Annotated in this window: 16 protein-coding genes; 10 read left to right on the forward strand and 6 right to left on the reverse strand. The window is 69.6% G+C overall.

Annotated elements, in window-relative coordinates; translation table 11 throughout:
* The first annotated feature begins 10 nt into the window (after nucleotides 1-10).
* Both recQ and PKE85_RS11970 read left to right on the forward strand, forming a co-directional pair.
* Nucleotides 11-1,846, forward strand: a complete 1,836-nt coding sequence (gene recQ, locus PKE85_RS11965) for a DNA helicase RecQ (RefSeq protein WP_271204966.1) — start codon at nucleotides 11-13, stop codon at nucleotides 1,844-1,846.
* 73 nt (nucleotides 1,847-1,919) lie between these two features.
* Nucleotides 1,920-2,294: a DUF2794 domain-containing protein gene (locus tag PKE85_RS11970; RefSeq protein WP_271204967.1), complete on the forward strand. Its 375-nt coding sequence runs from the start codon at nucleotides 1,920-1,922 to the stop codon at nucleotides 2,292-2,294.
* A gap of 116 nt (nucleotides 2,295-2,410) precedes the next feature.
* Here PKE85_RS11970 and PKE85_RS11975 read toward each other — a convergent pair whose 3' ends face one another.
* Nucleotides 2,411-2,863 carry a GatB/YqeY domain-containing protein gene (locus tag PKE85_RS11975; RefSeq protein WP_271204968.1) on the reverse strand — a complete coding sequence of 151 codons (453 nt, stop codon included), beginning with the start codon at nucleotides 2,861-2,863 and terminating at the stop codon, nucleotides 2,411-2,413.
* Between the two features lie 156 nt (nucleotides 2,864-3,019).
* Here PKE85_RS11975 and carA point away from each other — a divergent pair, with 156 nt between their 5' ends.
* From carA to PKE85_RS11990, 3 genes are all read left to right on the forward strand, one after another.
* Nucleotides 3,020-4,231: a glutamine-hydrolyzing carbamoyl-phosphate synthase small subunit gene (gene carA / locus PKE85_RS11980; RefSeq protein WP_271204969.1), complete on the forward strand. Its 1,212-nt coding sequence runs from the start codon at nucleotides 3,020-3,022 to the stop codon at nucleotides 4,229-4,231.
* An 85-nt stretch (nucleotides 4,232-4,316) separates the two neighbouring features.
* Nucleotides 4,317-4,877, forward strand: a complete 561-nt coding sequence (locus PKE85_RS11985) for a hypothetical protein (RefSeq protein ID WP_271204970.1) — start codon at nucleotides 4,317-4,319, stop codon at nucleotides 4,875-4,877.
* A 1-nt stretch (nucleotide 4,878) separates the two neighbouring features.
* Complete coding sequence (locus tag PKE85_RS11990) at nucleotides 4,879-5,430, forward strand: GNAT family N-acetyltransferase (protein ID WP_271204971.1); 552 nt, start codon at nucleotides 4,879-4,881, stop codon at nucleotides 5,428-5,430.
* On the opposite strand, the gene PKE85_RS11995 is transcribed toward PKE85_RS11990, so the two are convergent.
* From PKE85_RS11995 to PKE85_RS12005, 3 genes are all read right to left on the reverse strand, one after another.
* Entirely contained in the window at nucleotides 5,427-6,101 is a 675-nt protein-coding gene (locus tag PKE85_RS11995; protein ID WP_271204972.1) for an FUSC family protein, read from the reverse strand. The genes PKE85_RS11990 and PKE85_RS11995 overlap by 4 nt on opposite strands.
* Nucleotides 6,102-6,195: 94 nt before the next feature.
* Entirely contained in the window at nucleotides 6,196-8,889 is a 2,694-nt protein-coding gene (gene ppdK, locus PKE85_RS12000) for a pyruvate, phosphate dikinase (protein ID WP_271204973.1), read from the reverse strand.
* A gap of 174 nt (nucleotides 8,890-9,063) precedes the next feature.
* Nucleotides 9,064-9,858 (reverse strand): class I SAM-dependent methyltransferase, encoded by a 795-nt coding sequence (locus tag PKE85_RS12005; RefSeq protein ID WP_271204974.1) that lies wholly within the window; start codon nucleotides 9,856-9,858, stop codon nucleotides 9,064-9,066.
* Between the two features lie 162 nt (nucleotides 9,859-10,020).
* Between PKE85_RS12005 and PKE85_RS12010 the strand changes: the two genes are divergently transcribed.
* The 3 genes from PKE85_RS12010 to typA all read left to right on the forward strand — a co-directional run bounded on the left by PKE85_RS12010 (nucleotide 10,021) and on the right by typA (nucleotide 14,198).
* Nucleotides 10,021-11,256: an argininosuccinate synthase gene (locus PKE85_RS12010; protein ID WP_271204975.1), complete on the forward strand. Its 1,236-nt coding sequence runs from the start codon at nucleotides 10,021-10,023 to the stop codon at nucleotides 11,254-11,256.
* A gap of 16 nt (nucleotides 11,257-11,272) precedes the next feature.
* Nucleotides 11,273-12,256, forward strand: coding sequence for a glycosyltransferase (locus PKE85_RS12015; RefSeq protein ID WP_271204976.1), 984 nt, complete (start codon nucleotides 11,273-11,275; stop codon nucleotides 12,254-12,256).
* Nucleotides 12,257-12,371: 115 nt separating this feature from the next.
* Entirely contained in the window at nucleotides 12,372-14,198 is a 1,827-nt protein-coding gene (typA, locus tag PKE85_RS12020; protein WP_271204977.1) for a translational GTPase TypA, read from the forward strand.
* Between the two features lie 79 nt (nucleotides 14,199-14,277).
* On the opposite strand, the gene PKE85_RS12025 is transcribed toward typA, so the two are convergent.
* Nucleotides 14,278-15,396, reverse strand: a complete 1,119-nt coding sequence (locus PKE85_RS12025) for a calcium:cation antiporter (RefSeq protein ID WP_271204978.1) — start codon at nucleotides 15,394-15,396, stop codon at nucleotides 14,278-14,280.
* Nucleotides 15,397-15,540: 144 nt separating this feature from the next.
* Between PKE85_RS12025 and metW the strand changes: the two genes are divergently transcribed.
* Entirely contained in the window at nucleotides 15,541-16,194 is a 654-nt protein-coding gene (gene metW / locus PKE85_RS12030) for a methionine biosynthesis protein MetW (RefSeq protein WP_271204979.1), read from the forward strand.
* Here metW and PKE85_RS12035 read toward each other — a convergent pair.
* Nucleotides 16,181-16,933 (reverse strand): methyltransferase domain-containing protein, encoded by a 753-nt coding sequence (locus tag PKE85_RS12035; protein ID WP_271204980.1) that lies wholly within the window; start codon nucleotides 16,931-16,933, stop codon nucleotides 16,181-16,183. The two genes, metW and PKE85_RS12035, sit on opposite strands and share 14 nt — an antisense overlap.
* A 318-nt stretch (nucleotides 16,934-17,251) precedes the next feature.
* Here PKE85_RS12035 and PKE85_RS12040 point away from each other — a divergent pair.
* Nucleotides 17,252-17,681: M10 family metallopeptidase C-terminal domain-containing protein (locus tag PKE85_RS12040; protein ID WP_346433362.1), on the forward strand; the 430-nt coding region annotated here is incomplete at its 3' end.

A 17,681-nucleotide genomic window follows, 5' to 3' on the forward strand; every position in this document is an offset into this window, starting at 1 on the left:
TTGAAGCATCGTGTCCGACGACTCAGCCCTTTCCGCCGCCGTCCTGCCGCCTGAACTCGCGGCGGAGAAGTGGCGCGTGCTGAAGGCGACCTTCGGCTTCGACGCGTTCCGCCCCGGCCAGGAGCCGGTGGTGGATGCGCTGCTCGCCGGCCGCGACGTGCTGGCGGTGATGCCGACCGGCGCCGGAAAGTCGCTGTGCTATCAGGCGCCGGCGCTGACCAAGGGCGGGCTCGCGGTGGTGGTGTCGCCGCTGATCGCGCTGATGGACGATCAGGTGGCGGGCCTGCGCCTGAACGGCGTCTGCGCCGAGGCGATCCATTCCGGCCGGTCGCGGGAGGACAACGTCGCCTCTTGGCGGCGGGTCGCCTCGGGCGAGGCCCGCTTCGTCTACATGGCGCCCGAGCGGCTGATGACCGAGCGCATGCTCGGCGCGCTCGGCCGGCTGCCGGTGTCGCTGATCGCCATCGACGAGGCGCACTGCATCTCCCAGTGGGGCCACAGTTTCCGCGCGGAGTATCTGACGCTCGGCCGCCTGCGCGAGGCGCTGCCGGGCGCGCCCATAGCGGCGCTGACCGCGACCGCCGACGACGGCACCCGCGCCGACATTCTGGACAAGCTGTTCGGCGGCCGGGCCCAGGTGTTCGTCTCCGGCTTCGACCGGCCCAACATCGCGATCTCCGTCACCGAGAAGGCGGATGTGGGGACCGCGATCGAACGCTTCGTGGCCGCGCGGCCGGGCCTCAGCGGCGTGATCTACCGGATCTCCCGCAAGAAGGTGGAGGAGACCGCCGCGCGTCTTCAGGCGGCGGGCGTGAGGGCCTTCGCCTATCACGCCGGCATGGAGGCGTCCGAGCGCGCCGCGGCGCAGGAGACCTTCCTGGCCGAGAGCGGGGTGGTGATGGTGGCGACCGTCGCCTTCGGCATGGGCATCGACAAGTCGGACGTGCGCTACGTGCTGCACGGCGACGCGCCGGGCTCGCTCGAGGCCTATTATCAGGAGATCGGCCGCGCGGGCCGCGATGGCGCGCCGGCCGAGGCGCTGATGTTCTACGGCCTCGAGGACGTGCGCACCCGTCGCCGCTTCATCGACGAGCAGGATTCCGATCCCGAGCGCAAGCGGGTGGAGGCCAGGCGGCTCGACGCGCTGGTGGGCTTCTGCGAAACCATCTCCTGCCGCCGGCAGGCGCTGCTGGCCTATTTCGGCGAGGCCTCCGGCCCGTGCGGCAACTGCGACACCTGCCTCGATCCGCCCGAGGTGGTGGACGGGACCCGGGACGCGCGGCTGCTGCTGTCGCTGGTGGCGGCCACGGGCGAGCGCTTCGGGGCGGCGCACATCGTGGCGCTGGCGGTGGGGCACCTGTCCGAGACCGTGACGGCGCGGGGCCACGACAGGCTGCCGGGCTTCGCCAAGGGCGCCGACCGGCCGGCGGCGGAATGGCGTGGCGTCGTGCGGCAGCTGGTGGCGCTCGGCGCGCTGAAGGTCGAGGTCGGGGCCTATGGCGGCCTGACGCTGACCGAGCGCGGCGGCCGCATCCTCGACGGCGCCGAGGGCGTGACGCTGGCCAAGCCCCGGGAGAAGCGCCGCGAGCGCCGCCGCATGACGGCGGAGCGGGTGGAGATGGACGGCGTGGACGCCGCGCTGCTCGGCCGGCTGAAGGCGTTGAGGCGCGAGCTCGCCATCGCCCGCGCCGCGCCGGCCTATCTGATTTTCTCCGACCGCACGCTGGTGGAGATGGCCGCCACGCGCCCCCGCACGGCCCAGGCGCTGGCGCAGGTGAAGGGCGTCGGCGCGGCCAAGCTCGACGCCTTCGGCGACGTGTTCCTGAAGGCGCTGAACGAGGCCTGATCCCACGCCGCGGCGGACGGGTTGCGCCGGCGGCGGGGCAGGGCGATCATGACGCTCCGATGAAGGAGGCGCCATGAGCGATCAGGAGCCCATACGTTTCGTCCCCCGCGCAGGCCCCGCCATCCCGGCGGCTTCCGCTCCGGTTTCCCCCCACGTCTCGTTCGACCGCGCCGAGTTCAACGCCCTGTTCGGGCTTTACGGGCGCATGGTGGCGGCGGGGGAGTGGCGGGACTACGCCATCGACTTCCTGAAGGAGCAGGCGGTGTTCTCGGTGTTCCGGCGCACCAGCGAAGCGCCGCTCTACCGCATCGAGAAGACGCCGAAGCTCGCCCGGCGTCAGGGGGCCTATGCGGTGGTGACGGCGACCGGCCTGATCCTGAAACGCGGCCCCGACCTCGCCCGCGTCCTCGACGTGCTGGAGCGCAAGCTGCGGCTGGTGACGAACTGACGCCGCTTGCGGTCAGGACAGCGGCGCTTTTGGGCTGTGGCCCGAACACGTCATGCCCGAGACAAGCTCGGGCATGACGGAAGGCATGGCCCGGCCGGCGGAACCGCGGACGCGGCTCAGCCGCCGAGCTTGGCCTTGATGGCGCCGTTGGCGGCGGCGAAGTCCATCACGCCGGTGTATTTCGCCTTCAGCGCGCCCATGACCTTGCCCATGTCCTTGATGGAGGCGGCGCCCGTTTCGGCGACGGCGGCCTCGATCGCGGCGGCGACCTCCTCGTCGGAGAGCGGCTTCGGCAGGAACTCCTGGATCACGGCGATCTCGGCGCGCTCCTTGGCGGCGAGTTCGGGGCGGGCGTTCTGCTCGTAGACGGTCGCCGATTCCTGCCGCTGCTTGATCATCTTGGCGAGCAGCTGCTTCAGCTCGTCCTCGGTCGCGGTCTCGCGCCCGGCGCCGCGGGCCTCGATGTCCCGGTCCTTGATGGCGGCGCCGATCAGGCGCAGCGCGCCGGTGCGCTCGGCGTCGCGCGCCTTCATGGCGTCCTTGGTGGCGGCGGCGACGGCGTCGCGCATGGGCGTGGTCCTCAAACTGTGGCGGGCCTGCGCGGGCGGCCTTCCGAAACGTCAGCGGAACGTTGACGCACCGGCTTCGGGCGCCTAGGTTCCGGCCGCACCGGCGCCGTCCCTGGCGGCGCCGCGCGACTACGCGCGACGGGACTTAAGACAATCATGGCTCACGAACAAGGCGCCGCCGCCGGCGGCTGGGACGAAGCGCGCCCCACGGCGCGGCTGCTGCTGGCCGACGGCACGGTGATCGAGGGCGACGGGCTCGGCGCGGTGGGCGCGAGCGCGGGCGAGCTCTGCTTCAACACCGCCATGACCGGCTATCAGGAGATCCTGACCGATCCGTCCTACGCCGGACAGATCATCACCTTCACCTTCCCCCATGTGGGCAATGTGGGCGTGAACGAGGACGACGTGGAGACGGTCAACACGGCCGCCTCTTCCGGCGTGCGCGGCGTGGTGCTGGCCGCCGACGTGACCTCGCCCTCCAGCTGGCGCGCCACCCGCGACCTCGACCACTGGCTGAAGGCGCGCAACATCGTGGCCATCGCCGGCGTCGACACCCGCGCGCTCACCGCGCTGGTGCGCGAGAAGGGCATGCCCAACGCCGTGATCGCCCACGCGCCCGACGGCCGCTTCGACGACGCCGCGATCAAGGCGACGCTCGACGCCTTCAAGGGCCTTGAAGGGCAGGATCTGGTGCCGCTGGTCGGCGCCTCCCAGCGCTACGGCTGGGACGAATCCGGCTGGACCTGGCCCGGCGGCGCGCAGCCTGGCGCCTATGGCGCGCGTCCCGAAGGCGCGCCGAAGCGGGTGGTCGCGATCGACTACGGCCTCAAGCGCAACATCCTGCGCATGCTGACCGCCGCCGGCTGCGAGGTGACCGTGGTGCCCGCCACCGCTACGGCGGAAGAGATTCTCGCTCTCGATCCGGACGGCGTGTTCCTGTCGAACGGCCCCGGCGATCCGGCGGCGACCGGCGAATACGCCGTGCCGGTGATCCGCGCGGTGCTCGAGAAGAAGGTGCCGACCTTCGGCATCTGCCTCGGTCACCAGATGCTGGCGCTGGCTGTGGGCGCCTCCACCGCCAAGATGCGGCAGGGCCATCACGGCGCGAACCATCCGGTGAAGGACCTGTCCACGGGCAAGGTCGAGATCACCTCCATGAACCACGGCTTCGCAGTCGACCGCGACACCCTGCCGGCCTCCGCGCGCGAGACCCATGTGTCGCTGTTCGACGGCACCAACTGCGGCATCGAGCTGACCGACCGGCCGGCCTTCTCGGTGCAGCACCACCCGGAAGCCTCGCCCGGCCCGCAGGACAGCCACTACCTGTTCCACCGCTTCGTGGAGCTGATGGACGACCGCCGGCGCTGACGCGCCTGGGTCGAGAGGGGTTTCCTCCGCGCCGCCCCGCGCCTAGACTTGGGCTCTGGCGTCGAACGGAACCTGGCGTGACGGAATGAAACCAGCATTTGCGGCCGCCGGCCTCGTGGCCGGCGTCGTCGCCCTCGCGGCGGCGGGGGCCTATGTGTTCATGGGGCTCGAGAGCGGGGAGCGGCCGGAGACGGCGCAGTCCGCGGTCGCGCCCGTGGCGCAGCCCCCAGCGGCGCCCTCCGGCGAGGCCAAGGCGAAGACCGTCTCGCTGTACTGCACGTTCTATGTGTTCGTGGAGAGCCGGCCGTTCGTGGCGTTCCTGCTGGACCGGGACGAGGCGGACCCGCTCCGTTACGATCAGGTCTATGTGGCCAAGGCCGATGGCGACACCACCGACTACAATGAGCTGATGGGCGAGCGTCCGGTCTGGCGCTTCGACGGCGCCGTCGAGCCGCCGCGCGTGAACGCGACGATCATGGTGCCGGATTCCCGCGCTCAGGCGGGGGTGGCGCCGCAGGACATCGCGATCGAGCTGCGCGGCTTCGACGGCAAGGCCATCGGCTCCACCTGGTACGAGGCCAGCCTCAAGAGCATTTATTACCAGAACCTTCCGGGGAAATGCCGGCAGGCGCAGGGCCAGTCCTGACGTGAAGCCGCCTCACGGGGCGCTCGCGGTCCGCGACGCGCGCGACGCCGACCTGCCGGCGATCGCCGCCATCTACGCCGATCACGTGCTCAACGGAACGGCCTCGTTCGAGATCGAGCCGCCGGACGCCGACGCCATGGGCCGGCGGATCGCGGCGGTCCGGGAGGCGGGTCTGCCCTGGCTCGTGGCCGAGCGGGACGGCGCGATCCTCGGCTACGCCTACGCCGGCCCCTACCGGGCGCGGCCCGCGTACGACTGGACGATCGAGGATTCGATCTATGTGGCCGAGTCCGCGCGGGGGCAGGGCGCCGGCCGGGCGCTGCTGGAGACGCTGATCGCGCGCTGCGAGCAGGGGCCGTGGCGGCAGATGGTGGCGGTGATCGGCGGCTCGGACAACGCCGGCTCCATCGGCCTGCACGCGGCGCTCGGCTTCCAGCCTGCGGGAAACTTGCGCGCGGTGGGCTTCAAGTTCGGCCGCTGGATCGACTCGGTGTTCATGCAGCGGCCGCTCGGGCCGGGCGAGAGCGCGCCGGCGCCGCCGCGCGGCGGCTAACCGTCCTTGCGGGCGGCGGTCCAGCGGCGCTGCAGGACGTCCGCCGTTCCCACCACGATGATGGCGGAGGCGACGCCCCAGCACACCTCGCCCACCCGGCTCGCCAGCATCACGGCGTCGCTGGTCTGGTGCGGGATCAGCATGATGATGGTGGCGGTGATGCTGGCGAGGCGGGCGGCGCTGCCCGCATTGGCGAGCCAGGCCGCCAGCACCGACAGGCCGACCGCGAGCGCGTAGGCCGGAAGCCCCTTGCCGACGACGAAGGCGGTGAGCGCGCCCGTGAGCCCGCCGATCAGCGCGCCGAGCATCTGGTCGCGGCCCATGGTGTAGACGGTGACGATCTGCGCCTGGGTGACGGCGAGCGCGGTGATCGCGGCCCAGAACCCTTCGCGCAGGCCGATGGCGCTTGGCGGCAGATAGGCGAGCAGCGCGGCGGCGACGCCGAGCGCGGCGTGGCGCGCGCCGTTCAGGACGCGGTCGTTCAGGTTCAGCCGCTTGAGCGCGCGCTCCGTCAGGACGGCGAGGCGGTGGAAGCGCGCATGCCCGCGCCGATGGCGCGCGGCGGGCTCGGGGGAAGGCGTCGTCGTCACGGAGCCCAGATAAGCCGGACGCGCGGTCCCGGTCCAGAGCCGGCGGGCGCGGGCGCCCGCCGGCCGGAATGCGGATCTCAAAGCCCGCTTCAAATTCCACGCTCTCCGTCATGCCCGCCTGCGGCGGGCATGACGGAGTTTCAATCGCGCGCTGGGGCAATTTTGAAGCGCGCTCTCAGGCCACGGCGGCCTTTCGGGTCGAGGCCTTCTTCTGCTTCAGCGCGGCCTGGGCCGCGGCGAGCCGGGCGATCGGCACCCGGAACGGCGAGCAGGACACGTAGTCGAGCCCGACCTCCTCGCAGAAGGCGACCGATTCCGGATCGCCGCCGTGCTCGCCGCAGATGCCAAGCTTGATCTTGGGCCGCACGGCCCGGCCGCGCTCCACGCCGATCTGCACCAGTTCGCCCACGCCGTCCCGGTCGATGGAGACGAACGGGTCCTTGGGCAGCAGCTTCTTGTCCACGTAGCGAGTCAGGAAGGAGGCGGCGTCGTCGCGGCTGATGCCGAGCGCGGTCTGGGTCAGGTCGTTGGTGCCGAAGGAGAAGAACTCCGCCGTCTCCGCGATCTCGCCGGCCTTCAGCGCCGCGCGCGGCAGCTCGATCATGGTGCCGACCTGATAGGTGAGCTTCTGGCCGGTCTCCGTCTCGACCTCCTTGGCGACGGCGTCGATGCGCGCCTTCACGAAGTCGAAGTCGGCCTTGCCGATGACCAGCGGCACCATCACCTCGGCGGTCACCGCCTGTCCGGTGGACTTCGCCGCCTCGATCGCCGCCTCGAAGATGGCGCGGGCCTGCATCTCCGCGATCTCCGGATAGGCGATGGCGAGGCGGCAGCCGCGGAAGCCCAGCATGGGGTTGAACTCGGCCAGTTCGGCCGCGCGGGCGCGGAGCTTGTCCACGTCCACGCCGAGCGCGCCCGCCACCTCCTGCATGTCCTTCTCGGTGTGCGGCAGGAACTCGTGCAGCGGCGGGTCCAGCAGGCGGATGGTGACCGGCAGCCCCTTCATGATCTCGAACAGGGCCACGAAGTCGGCGCGCTGGAACGGCAGCAGCTTGGCGAGCGCCTTGCGGCGGCCGGCCTCGTCGTCGGCGAGGATCATCTCGCGCACCGCCACGATGCGCTTCTCGTCGAAGAACATGTGCTCGGTGCGGCAGAGGCCGATGCCCTCGGCGCCGAAGCGGGCCGCGGCGCGGGCGTCGGCGGGGGTCTCGGCGTTGGCGCGCACGCCCATGCGGCGCACCTCGTCGGCCCAGCGCATCAGGGTGGCGAAGTCGCCGGACAGCTCCGGCTGCACCATGGGAACCGCGCCCTCCATCACCTGGCCGGTGGAGCCGTCGATGGTGACGATGTCGCCCTGGTTGAACACCCGGCCCGCGATGGTGAGCGTGCCGGCCTTCTCGTTGATGCGCAGCGCGCCGGCGCCGGAGACGCAGGGCTTGCCCATGCCGCGGGCCACCACCGCCGCGTGGCTGGTCATGCCGCCGCGGGTGGTGAGGATGCCCTGCGAGACGTGCATGCCGTTGATGTCCTCGGGCGAGGTCTCGGTGCGGGCGAGGATCACCTTCTTGCCGGCGGCGACCGCGGCTTCCGCGGTCTCAGAGGAGAACACCAGCTCGCCCTGCGCCGCGCCCGGGGAGGCGGGCAGGCCGGTCGCCACCACCTTGCGCTCGGCCTTGGGGTCGATGGTCGGGTGCAGAAGCTGGTCGAGCGCGGCGGGGTCGATGCGCTCCACCGCCTCGTCGCGGGTCAGCACGCCGTCGCTGGCGAGGTCCACCGCGATCTTCAGCGCGGCCTTGGCGGTGCGCTTGCCGTTGCGGGCCTGCAGCATCCACAGCTTGCCGCGCTCGACCGTGAACTCCAGGTCCTGCATGTCGCGATAATGCTTCTCGAGCACGGTCGAGACCCGGACGAATTCAGCGAACACCTCGGGCATGCGCTTTTCCAGCGACGGCGCGGCGACGCCGCCCTCGATCCGCGACGCCTCCGTGATCGGCTGCGGGGTGCGGATGCCGGCCACCACGTCCTCGCCCTGGGCGTTGACGAGGAACTCGCCGTAGAGCCGGTTCTCGCCGGTGGAGGGGTTGCGGGTGAAGGCCACGCCGGTCGCCGAGGTGTCGCCCATGTTGCCGAACACCATGGCCTGCACGTTCACCGCCGTGCCCCAGCTCTCTGGGATGGAGTTCAGGCGGCGGTAGGTGATGGCGCGGGCGTTCATCCAGGACGAGAACACGGCCCCGATCGCGCCCCAGAGCTGGTCGCGCGGGTCCTGCGGGAACGGCTTGCCGGTGGCCTTCAGCACCTTGGCCTTGTAGGCCTCCACCAGCTTGGCGAGATCGTCGGCGGTGAGCTCGGTGTCCTCGGAGACGCCCTTGCGCTCCTTGGTCATCTCGAGGATGTCCTCGAACTCGTGGTGGCTCACGTCGAGCACCACGTTGGAGTACATCTGGATGAAGCGCCGGTAGCTGTCATAGGCGAAGCGCGGGTTGTCCGAGCCCTTGGCGAGGCCCTGCACCGTCACGTCGTTGAGGCCGAGGTTGAGGATCGTGTCCATCATGCCCGGCATGGACGCCCGCGACCCGGAGCGGACGGAGACCAGCAGCGGGTTGTCGGCGTCGCCGAACAGGCGGCCGGTGATGGTCTGGATGTGCTCCAGACCGGCGTCCACCTGCGCCGCAAGGTCCGCCGGATAGCTGCGGCCGTTGTCGTAGTAGTAGGTGCAGACCTCCGTGGTGATGGTGTAGCCGGGGGGCACCGGCAGACCGAGGTTCGCCATCTCCGCCAGATTCGCGCCCTTGCCGCCGAGCAGCTCGCGCAGCTCGGCGCGACCTTCCGCGCGTCCGTCGCCGAAGGTGAGCACCCACTTGGTCATGAAGTCCGTCTCCGTTTTAGGGGATAAGGCCGCGGACGGCCGTCCCCGAAGGGCGCGAGCTTGCATGCTGCGACGCGAAAGGCAAGATGTCGCACCTCGACTTTCGAATTATACCAGTGCGGCGTGGGCGCACGGCGCCGATAAGGCTCGTGTGTTCCGTATTGCTTCGCGCAGCTAGGTCGGGACCGCCGCCTTGCGCAGCCGCTTGGGCGAGTCCAGCGGGATCACCGGCTTGAAGCCCACATAGTGCACGCGCACGTTCTCGCGCCATCCGCCCAGCTCGTCGAGCGGGGCGCCCCGGCGCGAGACCTTGTCCATATTGCGCCGCCGCTCGGCGTGATCGAACTCCGCATGCAGCGGCTTCAGGTCGGGAAACAGCGACTTCAGCGCTTCGGGCGTGAAGCGCCAGTAGTCGATCGGGCAGGGGTGGTAGCGCCAGCTGAACAGGGTGCTGTGCCCCGTGACGCCGCCGGGCTTCAGCAGGCGACTGATCTCCGCCGCGGCGAGCCACGGCTTGTCGATGTGCTCGAACACGTCGACCGAGATGATCAGATCGAAGCTCTCGGAGGGAATCTCGGGGCACCGGGTGATGTCGGCCACAATCACGTCGAGACCGGGCGTCACGTCCGGCGACAGGTCGAGGGCGTGATACTCGAACTCCGGAAAGTGCTCCCTCAGCGGATTGTTGCGCCCGCCGATCTCCAGCATGCGGCCGCCGGTCAGCCTGGCGCGGGCGAACGACTGGCGGATGGGCGCGAGGCAGCGCTCGATGCGCGGCGGATGCGCCAGATGCCGGTTGTCGATGTCGCCGAAATCCACCAGCCGCAGGCCGGAGGCCTTGGCTTTGATCTCGCCGAGCGTGGGCAGGCTGGCCTTCAACTCGTCGAGGGTTTTCGGCAGGCGGCCTTTCACGTCCGCGGCCAGCGCCGGAACCCGCGCCCGCAGGTCGTCGAACAGCTTCTTGCTCACGCGTCGCCCCGCTTCGTCATCTCGGACAGGCATAGCAGAGCTTCGCCCGCCCACACAGGGCCGCAGGCGGCGCGCCGCGACGCGGCTCGGCTTGCGCGCCGCGCCGCGATGGCTAGAGTGCGCGGCGATTTCCAGCCCTTCCAAGGATCGCGGTCGCTCGCAATGGCAGACAAAGCTTCGGTGAAAAAGGTCGTCCTCGCCTACTCCGGCGGCCTCGACACGTCCGTGATCCTCAAGTGGCTGCAGACCACCTACAACTGCGAGGTGGTGACCTTCACCGCCGACCTCGGCCAGGGCGAAGAGCTGGAGCCGGCGCGCAAGAAGGCGGAGCTGCTGGGCATCAAGCCGGACAACATCTTCGTCGAGGATCTGCGCGAGGAGTTCGTGCGGGACTACGTGTTCCCCATGTTCCGCGCCAACACGGTCTATGAGGGCCAGTATCTGCTCGGCACCTCGATCGCCCGGCCGCTGATCGCCAAGCGCCAGATCGACATCCTGCGCGCCACCGGCGCCGACGCCGTGTCCCACGGCGCCACCGGCAAGGGCAACGACCAGGTGCGCTTCGAGCTCAGCTATTACGCGCTGGAGCCGGACGTCACCGTGATCGCGCCCTGGCGCGAGTGGGACCTGACCTCCCGCACCAAGCTGATCGAGTTCGCCGAACAGCATCAGATCCCGATCGCCAAGGACAAGCGCGGCGAGGCGCCGTTCTCGGTGGACGCCAACCTGCTGCACTCGTCCTCGGAAGGAAAGGTGCTGGAGGACCCGAGCCTGCCCGCGCCCGAAGACGTCCACATGCGCACGATCTCGCCGGAGGACGCGCCCGACCAGCCGACGCTGATCTCGATCTCGTTCGAGAAGGGCGACGCGGTGGCCATCGACGGCGAGCCGCTGTCGCCGGCCACGATCCTCACCCGGTTGAACGCGCTCGGAAAGGCGAACGGCGTCGGCCGGCTCGATCTGGTCGAGAACCGCTTCGTGGGCATGAAATCCCGCGGCGTCTACGAGACGCCGGGCGGCACGATCCTGCTGGCGGCGCACCGGGCGATCGAGTCGATCACCCTCGACCGCGGCGCGGCGCATCTCAAGGACGAGCTGATGCCCCGCTACGCCGAGCTGATCTACAACGGCTTCTGGTTCTCGCCCGAGCGCGAGATGCTGCAGGCGGCGATCGACCTGTCCCAGAAGGACGTCTCCGGCGTGGTGCGGCTCAAGCTCTACAAGGGCAACGTCATCGTCACCGGCCGCGAGAGCCCGAACTCGCTCTACGACCAGGAGCTTGTGACCTTCGAGGACGGCGCGGTCGCCTACGACCATCGCGACGCCGCCGGCTTCATCAAGCTGAACGCGCTCCGGCTGCGCACGCTCGGCGCTCGCCGCCGCCGGGCCGAGGGTTGACGGGGCGGCCCGCGGCATGGCCGTCGCGCTCGGCGGGCTGCTGCGCGGCCTGTCCCGGACCCTGAACGAACTGCGCCGGCTGCGTCCTCTGGCGTGGCCGGCGACCGATCGCGTCTACCTCGGCGACCTGACCGTGCGCGATCCGCGCCGCTATGCGGTGGTGACCACCATCACCGACAACTTCATCGGCATGGGCGCCGCCTTCCTGCTGTCGCTGCATGAACGGCTCGGCCGGCGGGACGAGGTGGACGTCATCCTGCTGCAGTCGCCGGGCGTCGCGCCGCTCTCGCTCGAGAACGGCATCGCGCTCCAGGAGCTGTGCCCGGGTCTGAAGATCATCGAAGTCGACACGTCGTCCTTCCTCACGGCCGCGAACATGACGCGGTACGACAAGGAGGGGCGGCCCATGAGCCGCCGGCGCGACCACTATGAGCTTCCGTCCAAGAAGGCGGCCTATGTGAAGCTCAACGTGCTGCGGCTCGCCCAGTACGAGAAGGTCGTGCTGATGGACAGCGACATGCTGGTCGTCGACGATTTCTCGGACGTGTTCGATCTGAGCCATGACATCGCCGCCGTCCGCACCGGCGCGCCCGACCCCGACTTCACGCCCGAGCATCGCGGCCGGGGCGCGCCGCGGATCGGCTTCAACACCGGTTTCGTGGCGTTCGATCAGGCGGCGCTTGGGGCGGGCGCCTTCAACACGGCGATCGATTTCATGGAGCTCCGGCGCAACCGCCGGCTCCGGGACCAGTCGATCCTGAACGAAATCTTCGCCCATGCGGACCGGCTCTATCTGCCGCACGCCTACAACTACAAGATCCACGTCAGCGACCCCGAGCGCCTGTCCCGGGCTGAGACGCTGGAGCGGGTGAAGGTGCTGCATTTCGTGGCCACCACGAAATGGGGCCTCAAGGACCCGGCCAACAGCGGCAAGCCGATCTACGATTATTACCACGCGGTCCAGAAGCGCACCGGGATACCGTTCATTCTGGAGCCGTGAGGCGCCGGCGCACTTGCGTTTTCAGCCGGTCTCCCGCATTGGTGCCGCGCATAACCATGACGACCAACGAAGGACGCGAGCCGGGAACGCCATCCCCGGCCCGGAGCGGGACCCTATGAAACTTCGCAACATCGCGATCATCGCCCACGTCGACCACGGCAAGACAACGCTTGTCGACAAGCTGCTGCAGCAGTCGGGCTCGTTCCGCGACAACCAGCGCGTCGCCGAGCGCGTGATGGACTCCAACGACATCGAGAAGGAGCGCGGCATCACCATCCTCGCCAAGGCGACCTCGGTCGTCTGGAAGGACACGCGCATCAACATCGTCGACACGCCGGGCCACGCCGACTTCGGCGGCGAGGTGGAGCGCATCCTCTCCATGGTCGACGGCGTGATCGTGCTGGTGGACGCGGCCGAAGGCCCGATGCCGCAGACCAAGTTCGTGGTCTCCAAGGCGCTGAAGATCGGCCTTCGCCCGATCGTGGCCGTCAACAAGATCGACCGCCCGGACGCCCGCGCCTCGGAAGTCATCAACGAGGTGTTCGACCTGTTCGCGGCGCTCGACGCCACCGACGAGCAGCTCGACTTCCCCATCCTCTACGGTTCGGGCCGCGACGGCTGGCTGAACTACGCGCCGGAAGGCCCGAGCGACGAGGGCCTCGCCCCGCTGTTCGACCTCATCCTGAAGCACGTTCCCGAGGCGAAGGTCGAGGAAGGCCCGTTCCGCATGCTCGGCACGCTGCTTGAGGCCAACCAGTTCCTCGGCCGCATCATCACCGGCCGCATCGCCTCCGGCACGGTGAAGCCGAACCAGACGGTCAAGGTGCTCGACCGCGCCGGCAACCTGGTCGAGAACGGCCGCGTCTCCAAGATCCTCGCCTTCCGCGGCATCGAGCGCCAGCCGATCGAGATCGGCGAGGCGGGCGACATCGTCTCCATCGCCGGCCTCGTGAAGGCGACGGTGGCCGACACCTTCTGCGATCCCCAGGTGACCGAGCCGATCCAGGCCCAGCCGATCGACCCGCCCACTGTCTCCATGACCTTCAGCGTCAACGACAGCCCGCTCGCCGGCACCGAAGGCGACAAGGTGACGAGCCGCGTGATCCGCGACCGCCTGCTGAAGGAGGCCGAGGGCAACGTGGCGCTCAAGGTGGAGGAGTCCGCCGAGAAGGACTCGTTCATCGTCTCCGGCCGCGGCGAACTCCAGCTCGCGATCCTGATCGAGACCATGCGCCGCGAGGGCTTCGAGCTCGGCGTGTCGCGTCCGCGCGTGGTGCTGCAGAAGGACGAGAACGGCCAGACCGTCGAGCCGATCGAAGAGGTGGTGATCGACGTCGACGAGGAGCATTCCGGCGTCGTCGTGCAGAAGATGTCGGAGCGCAAGGCCGACATGCTGGAGATGCGCCCGTCCGGCGGCAACCGCCTGCGTCTGGTGTTCCACGCTCCGACCCGCGGCCTGATCGGCTATCAGGGCGAGCTGCTGACCGACACCAAGGGCACGGCGATCATGAACCGCCTGTTCCACGCCTACGGCGCGTACAAGGGCGAGATCGCCGGCCGCGTGAACGGCGTGCTGATCGCCAACGAGCCGGGCGAGGCGGTGGCCTACGCGCTGTGGAACCTCGAGGACCGCGGCCCGATGATCATCGAGCCGGGCTGGAAGGTCTATCAGGGCATGCTGATCGGCATCCACTCCCGCGACAACGACCTTGAGGTCAACGTCCTCAAGGGCAAGAAGCTCACCAACATCCGCACCCAGTCCAAGGACGAGGCGGTGCGCCTGACCCCGCCGATCCGCATGACGCTGGAGCGGTCGCTGGCCTGGATCCAGGACGACGAGCTGGTGGAGGTGACGCCCAAGTCCATCCGCCTGCGCAAGCGCCTGCTGGACCCGAACGAGCGCAAGCGCGAGAGCCGCAAGGCCGAATCCGAGATGGCCTGATCGGCCTCGCGGCTTCTGACGTTAAAAAAGGGCGGACGCCGCGGCGTCCGCCCTTTTTTGTGTCGGGCGGTGTCGGCCCTCAGGGCACGATCACCAGGAACATGAAGGTCGCGAACAGCACCAGGTGGATCAGGCCGTAGAGGATGTTGGTGCGGCCGGTGCCGAAGGTGAGCAGCGAGACCGCCACGGTGACCAGCAGCAGCACCGTGTCCTTGGAGTCGAGCCCGAGCTGCAGCGGCGCGCCGAACACGATCGAAATCGCCGCGATCGCCGGAATGGTCAGGCCGATGGTGGCGCAGGCCGAGCCGAGCGCGAGGTTGATGCTCTTCTGGATCTTGTCGGCGCGGGCGGCCCGGATCGCCGCGGCGAATTCCGGCATCAGGATCAGCAGCGCCACGATCACGCCGGCGACGGCGGGCGGCGCGCTGACGCGATCGAGGCCGAAGGCGACCACGCTGGTGAAAGTCTTGGCCAGCAGGATGACCACGGCGAGCGCGAGGATCAGAAAGGCGAAGGAGAAGGCGACGCTGCGGTTGCTGGGCTTGTGGGCCTTGTCGGCCACCTCGTCGCCCTCGATCACCACCGCGAAATACTCCCGGTTCCGCACCGTCTGGGTGTAGAGGAAGGCGGCGTAGATCGCGAGCGTGGCCACCGCCACGAAGGCGAGCTGGCTGATGGAATAGGCGTTGCCGGCGACGGCGACGGTGTGATTCGGCAGCACCAGCGACAGCGCGGCGAGAGGAATGAGCACGGCGAGATAGGCGTTCGCGCCGGTGACGCGGAAGTTCTGCTCCTTGTGGCGCAGGCCCCCGAACAGGATGCAGAGGCCCACCAGCCCGTTCACCACGATCATCAGCACGGCCATGATGGTGTCGCGGGCGAGCACGGGGTTCGGATTGTCGCCCAGCATGTCGGAGGACAGCACCGCCACCTCCATGATGGTGACGGCCATGGTGAGGACCAGCGTGCCGTAGGGTTCGCCGGTGCGGTGGGCGATGACCTCGGCGTGATGCACCGCGGCGAACACGGCGCCGAACAGGACCGGGACGAGCGCCACCGAGGCCGCCAGCCCGAGCGCGGAGCCGTCGTAGCCATCGGTCAGGCCGAGCAGTTTCAAGACGACGTAGAACGCCACGCCCGCCACCGGGAACGCCCAGGTGGAGATCGGCGGCTTGGGGTCGACCAGGGTGGCGCTCATGCGATCTCCATCGGGGCGGCGTCCGGTGAGTGGACGCCGTTGCGCTAGGCGGAACGGGCGGGATGACGTAATCGGATGAGGGTCTATGTCACGCCGGATGGAAGTCCAGCGTGATCCGCGTCATCTTTGTGTGAAATGAGCGTCATGTCCGTCGTCTCCACCGATCCGCTCGTCGCGCCCGAGGCGCTGGCGTCCGCGCCCCGGCCCGATCACCTGCTGGTGGCGGAGATGATCCAGCCCGGCTCGCGGGTGCTGGACGTGGGCTGCGGCGACGGCGCGCTGCTGCGCCTGCTGATCGAACGGCGCGGCGTGGACGGGCGCGGCATCGAGCTGTCCCAGTCGGGGGTGAACGCCTGCGTCGCCCACGGCCTGTCGGTGATCCAGGGCGACGCCGACGCGGACCTCGGCTACTACCCGGACGACGCGTTCGACTATGTGGTGCTGTCGCAGGCGCTGCAGGCCATGCGCCGCCCCAAGCAGGTCATGGAGGACCTGCTGCGCATCGGCCGGCGCGCGGTGGTGTCGGTGCCGAACTTCGGCCACTGGCGCACCCGGCTGCAGCTCGTGCTGACCGGCCGCATGCCGGTGAACGCCAACCTGCCGGACGCCTGGTACGAGACGCCGAACATTCACCTCTGCACCATCCGCGACTTCGTCGATCTGGCGGAGCTGGTGGGCGCGCGCATGGAGCGGGCGGTGGCGCTGGACGCCACCGGCCGCCCGGTGCGGGTGAACGCGCCGTGGTGGTTCTGGAACCTGTTCGGCGCGCAGGGCGTGTTCCTGCTCAGCCGCGACTGAGCGGGGCGGGCGCCGGGGCGGGGACCGCGACAGGAGCGGCGGCGCGGGCCGTCACCACCCGCCGGGCGGAGCGGGCGGGCAGCGGGCGGATGACCTGCTTGCTCGCCTCCACCAGATGCACGCCGGCGAAGGGCGTCCACAGCCTGGCGCCGAACCGCTCGAAGGCGAAGGCGGAGCGCAGCAGCAGCCCGCGCTCCACCGGCCACATGAACAGCGCCTCGTCCCAGCCCTCGGGCGTGAACATGGCCTCGCGCAGCAGGTCGGTGAGCTGGCTGCGGCTGAAGGGGCGACCGTGGCCGAAGGGGGTGGCGTCGGTCTGGGCCCAGGCGCCGCGCCGGTTGGGCGCCACCACGATCAGCCGGCCGCCGGGGGCGAGGCAGCGCCAGGCCTCCCGTAGCAGCTCGCCGGCGGCGTCGCTGGTCTCGAGCGCATGCACGGCCACGATGCGGTCGACGGCGGCGTCGGGCAGGGGCCACATGTCGCCCTCCACCAGCGCCGAGGACTGGGGCGGCGTCTCCGGCCAGGCGATGACGCCCTGCTGGGCCGGGCTGAAGGCGATCAGCCGCTCCGCCTCGGCCCGGAACACGCCGAGATAGGGCGTGGCGTAGCCGAAGCCGAGCACGCGCAGGCCGTCCACCGAGGTCCAGCGCGCCCGGAGCTTGGCGCGCAGGATGCGCCGGGCGATCTCGCCCAGCGGCCGGGCGTAGAAATCGCGGAGATCGACCACGTCGAGAGCCATGCGACCAATGTAGCGGGCGGCGCGAGGCTTTGCGACTCCCTCAGGGCCGGACGACGCACGCGCCCCCCGCCGCCGCCTGGCCGTCTCCCAAATGCGGGCTTTACCCTATGATCCATAGATAAGTTCTATTTTACGGGACGCGGCTCGCCGCGCTTTCCCTCCAGGAGTCCATGAGTCTGCACCGCCCAACCATCGCCATGCCAATTTTGCGCGACATCAAGTCTATTCAATTGTCTATGGACAATTTAGATGCTCCACGAAATAAGTCGCGTTGTTATGGCTAATGTGCCCACTGCGGCGCTTCTGGAGACATAGGCGATGGCCACGATCACGGGAACGAGCGGCTCCGACAGGCTGGTCGGCACGAAAGGCGCGGATACGCTGAGCGGGCTTGGCGGCAATGACGAGATTCTCGGCGGCCGTGGCAACGACACGCTGATCGGCGGCTCGGGCGACGACGTGCTGCGGGGCGGACTGGGCGCGGACATCTTCTCGTACCGGGAGCGCGGCTTCGGCGAGGACGTGATCAAGGATTTCGGTGCGGGCGACCGCATCTCGCTGACCTATCTGAACGTCGGCGACTACGACACGCTGAAGCCCTACATCGCCAGCACGCCGGACGGGTCGGAGATCTCGCTGCGGTGGAACGGCTACAGCGAGACGATCCTGCTTGAGGGGGGGTCTGCGGCTTCGCTGAAGGCGTCGAGCTTCATCTTCAACAAATCCAGCGCTGCGCTGAACGTGACGG

The organism is Methylopila jiangsuensis (assembly GCF_027922305.1).
Lineage (GTDB): Bacteria > Pseudomonadota > Alphaproteobacteria > Rhizobiales > Methylopilaceae > Methylopila > Methylopila jiangsuensis.

Coding starts and splice junctions, on each gene's coding strand:
- PKE85_RS12035 (WP_271204980.1), bottom strand. CDS start 16,933: ATGGCTCTCGACGTGGTCGATCTCCGCGATTTCTACGCCCGGCCGCTG.
- metW (WP_271204979.1), top strand. CDS start 15,541: ATGTCCGTCGTCTCCACCGATCCGCTCGTCGCGCCCGAGGCGCTGGCG.
- PKE85_RS12010 (WP_271204975.1), top strand. CDS start 10,021: ATGGCAGACAAAGCTTCGGTGAAAAAGGTCGTCCTCGCCTACTCCGGC.
- PKE85_RS11970 (WP_271204967.1), top strand. CDS start 1,920: ATGAGCGATCAGGAGCCCATACGTTTCGTCCCCCGCGCAGGCCCCGCC.
- typA (WP_271204977.1), top strand. CDS start 12,372: ATGAAACTTCGCAACATCGCGATCATCGCCCACGTCGACCACGGCAAG.
- carA (WP_271204969.1), top strand. CDS start 3,020: ATGGCTCACGAACAAGGCGCCGCCGCCGGCGGCTGGGACGAAGCGCGC.
- PKE85_RS11985 (WP_271204970.1), top strand. CDS start 4,317: ATGAAACCAGCATTTGCGGCCGCCGGCCTCGTGGCCGGCGTCGTCGCC.
- PKE85_RS12025 (WP_271204978.1), bottom strand. CDS start 15,396: ATGAGCGCCACCCTGGTCGACCCCAAGCCGCCGATCTCCACCTGGGCG.
- PKE85_RS12015 (WP_271204976.1), top strand. CDS start 11,273: ATGGCCGTCGCGCTCGGCGGGCTGCTGCGCGGCCTGTCCCGGACCCTG.
- ppdK (WP_271204973.1), bottom strand. CDS start 8,889: ATGACCAAGTGGGTGCTCACCTTCGGCGACGGACGCGCGGAAGGTCGC.
- PKE85_RS11975 (WP_271204968.1), bottom strand. CDS start 2,863: ATGCGCGACGCCGTCGCCGCCGCCACCAAGGACGCCATGAAGGCGCGC.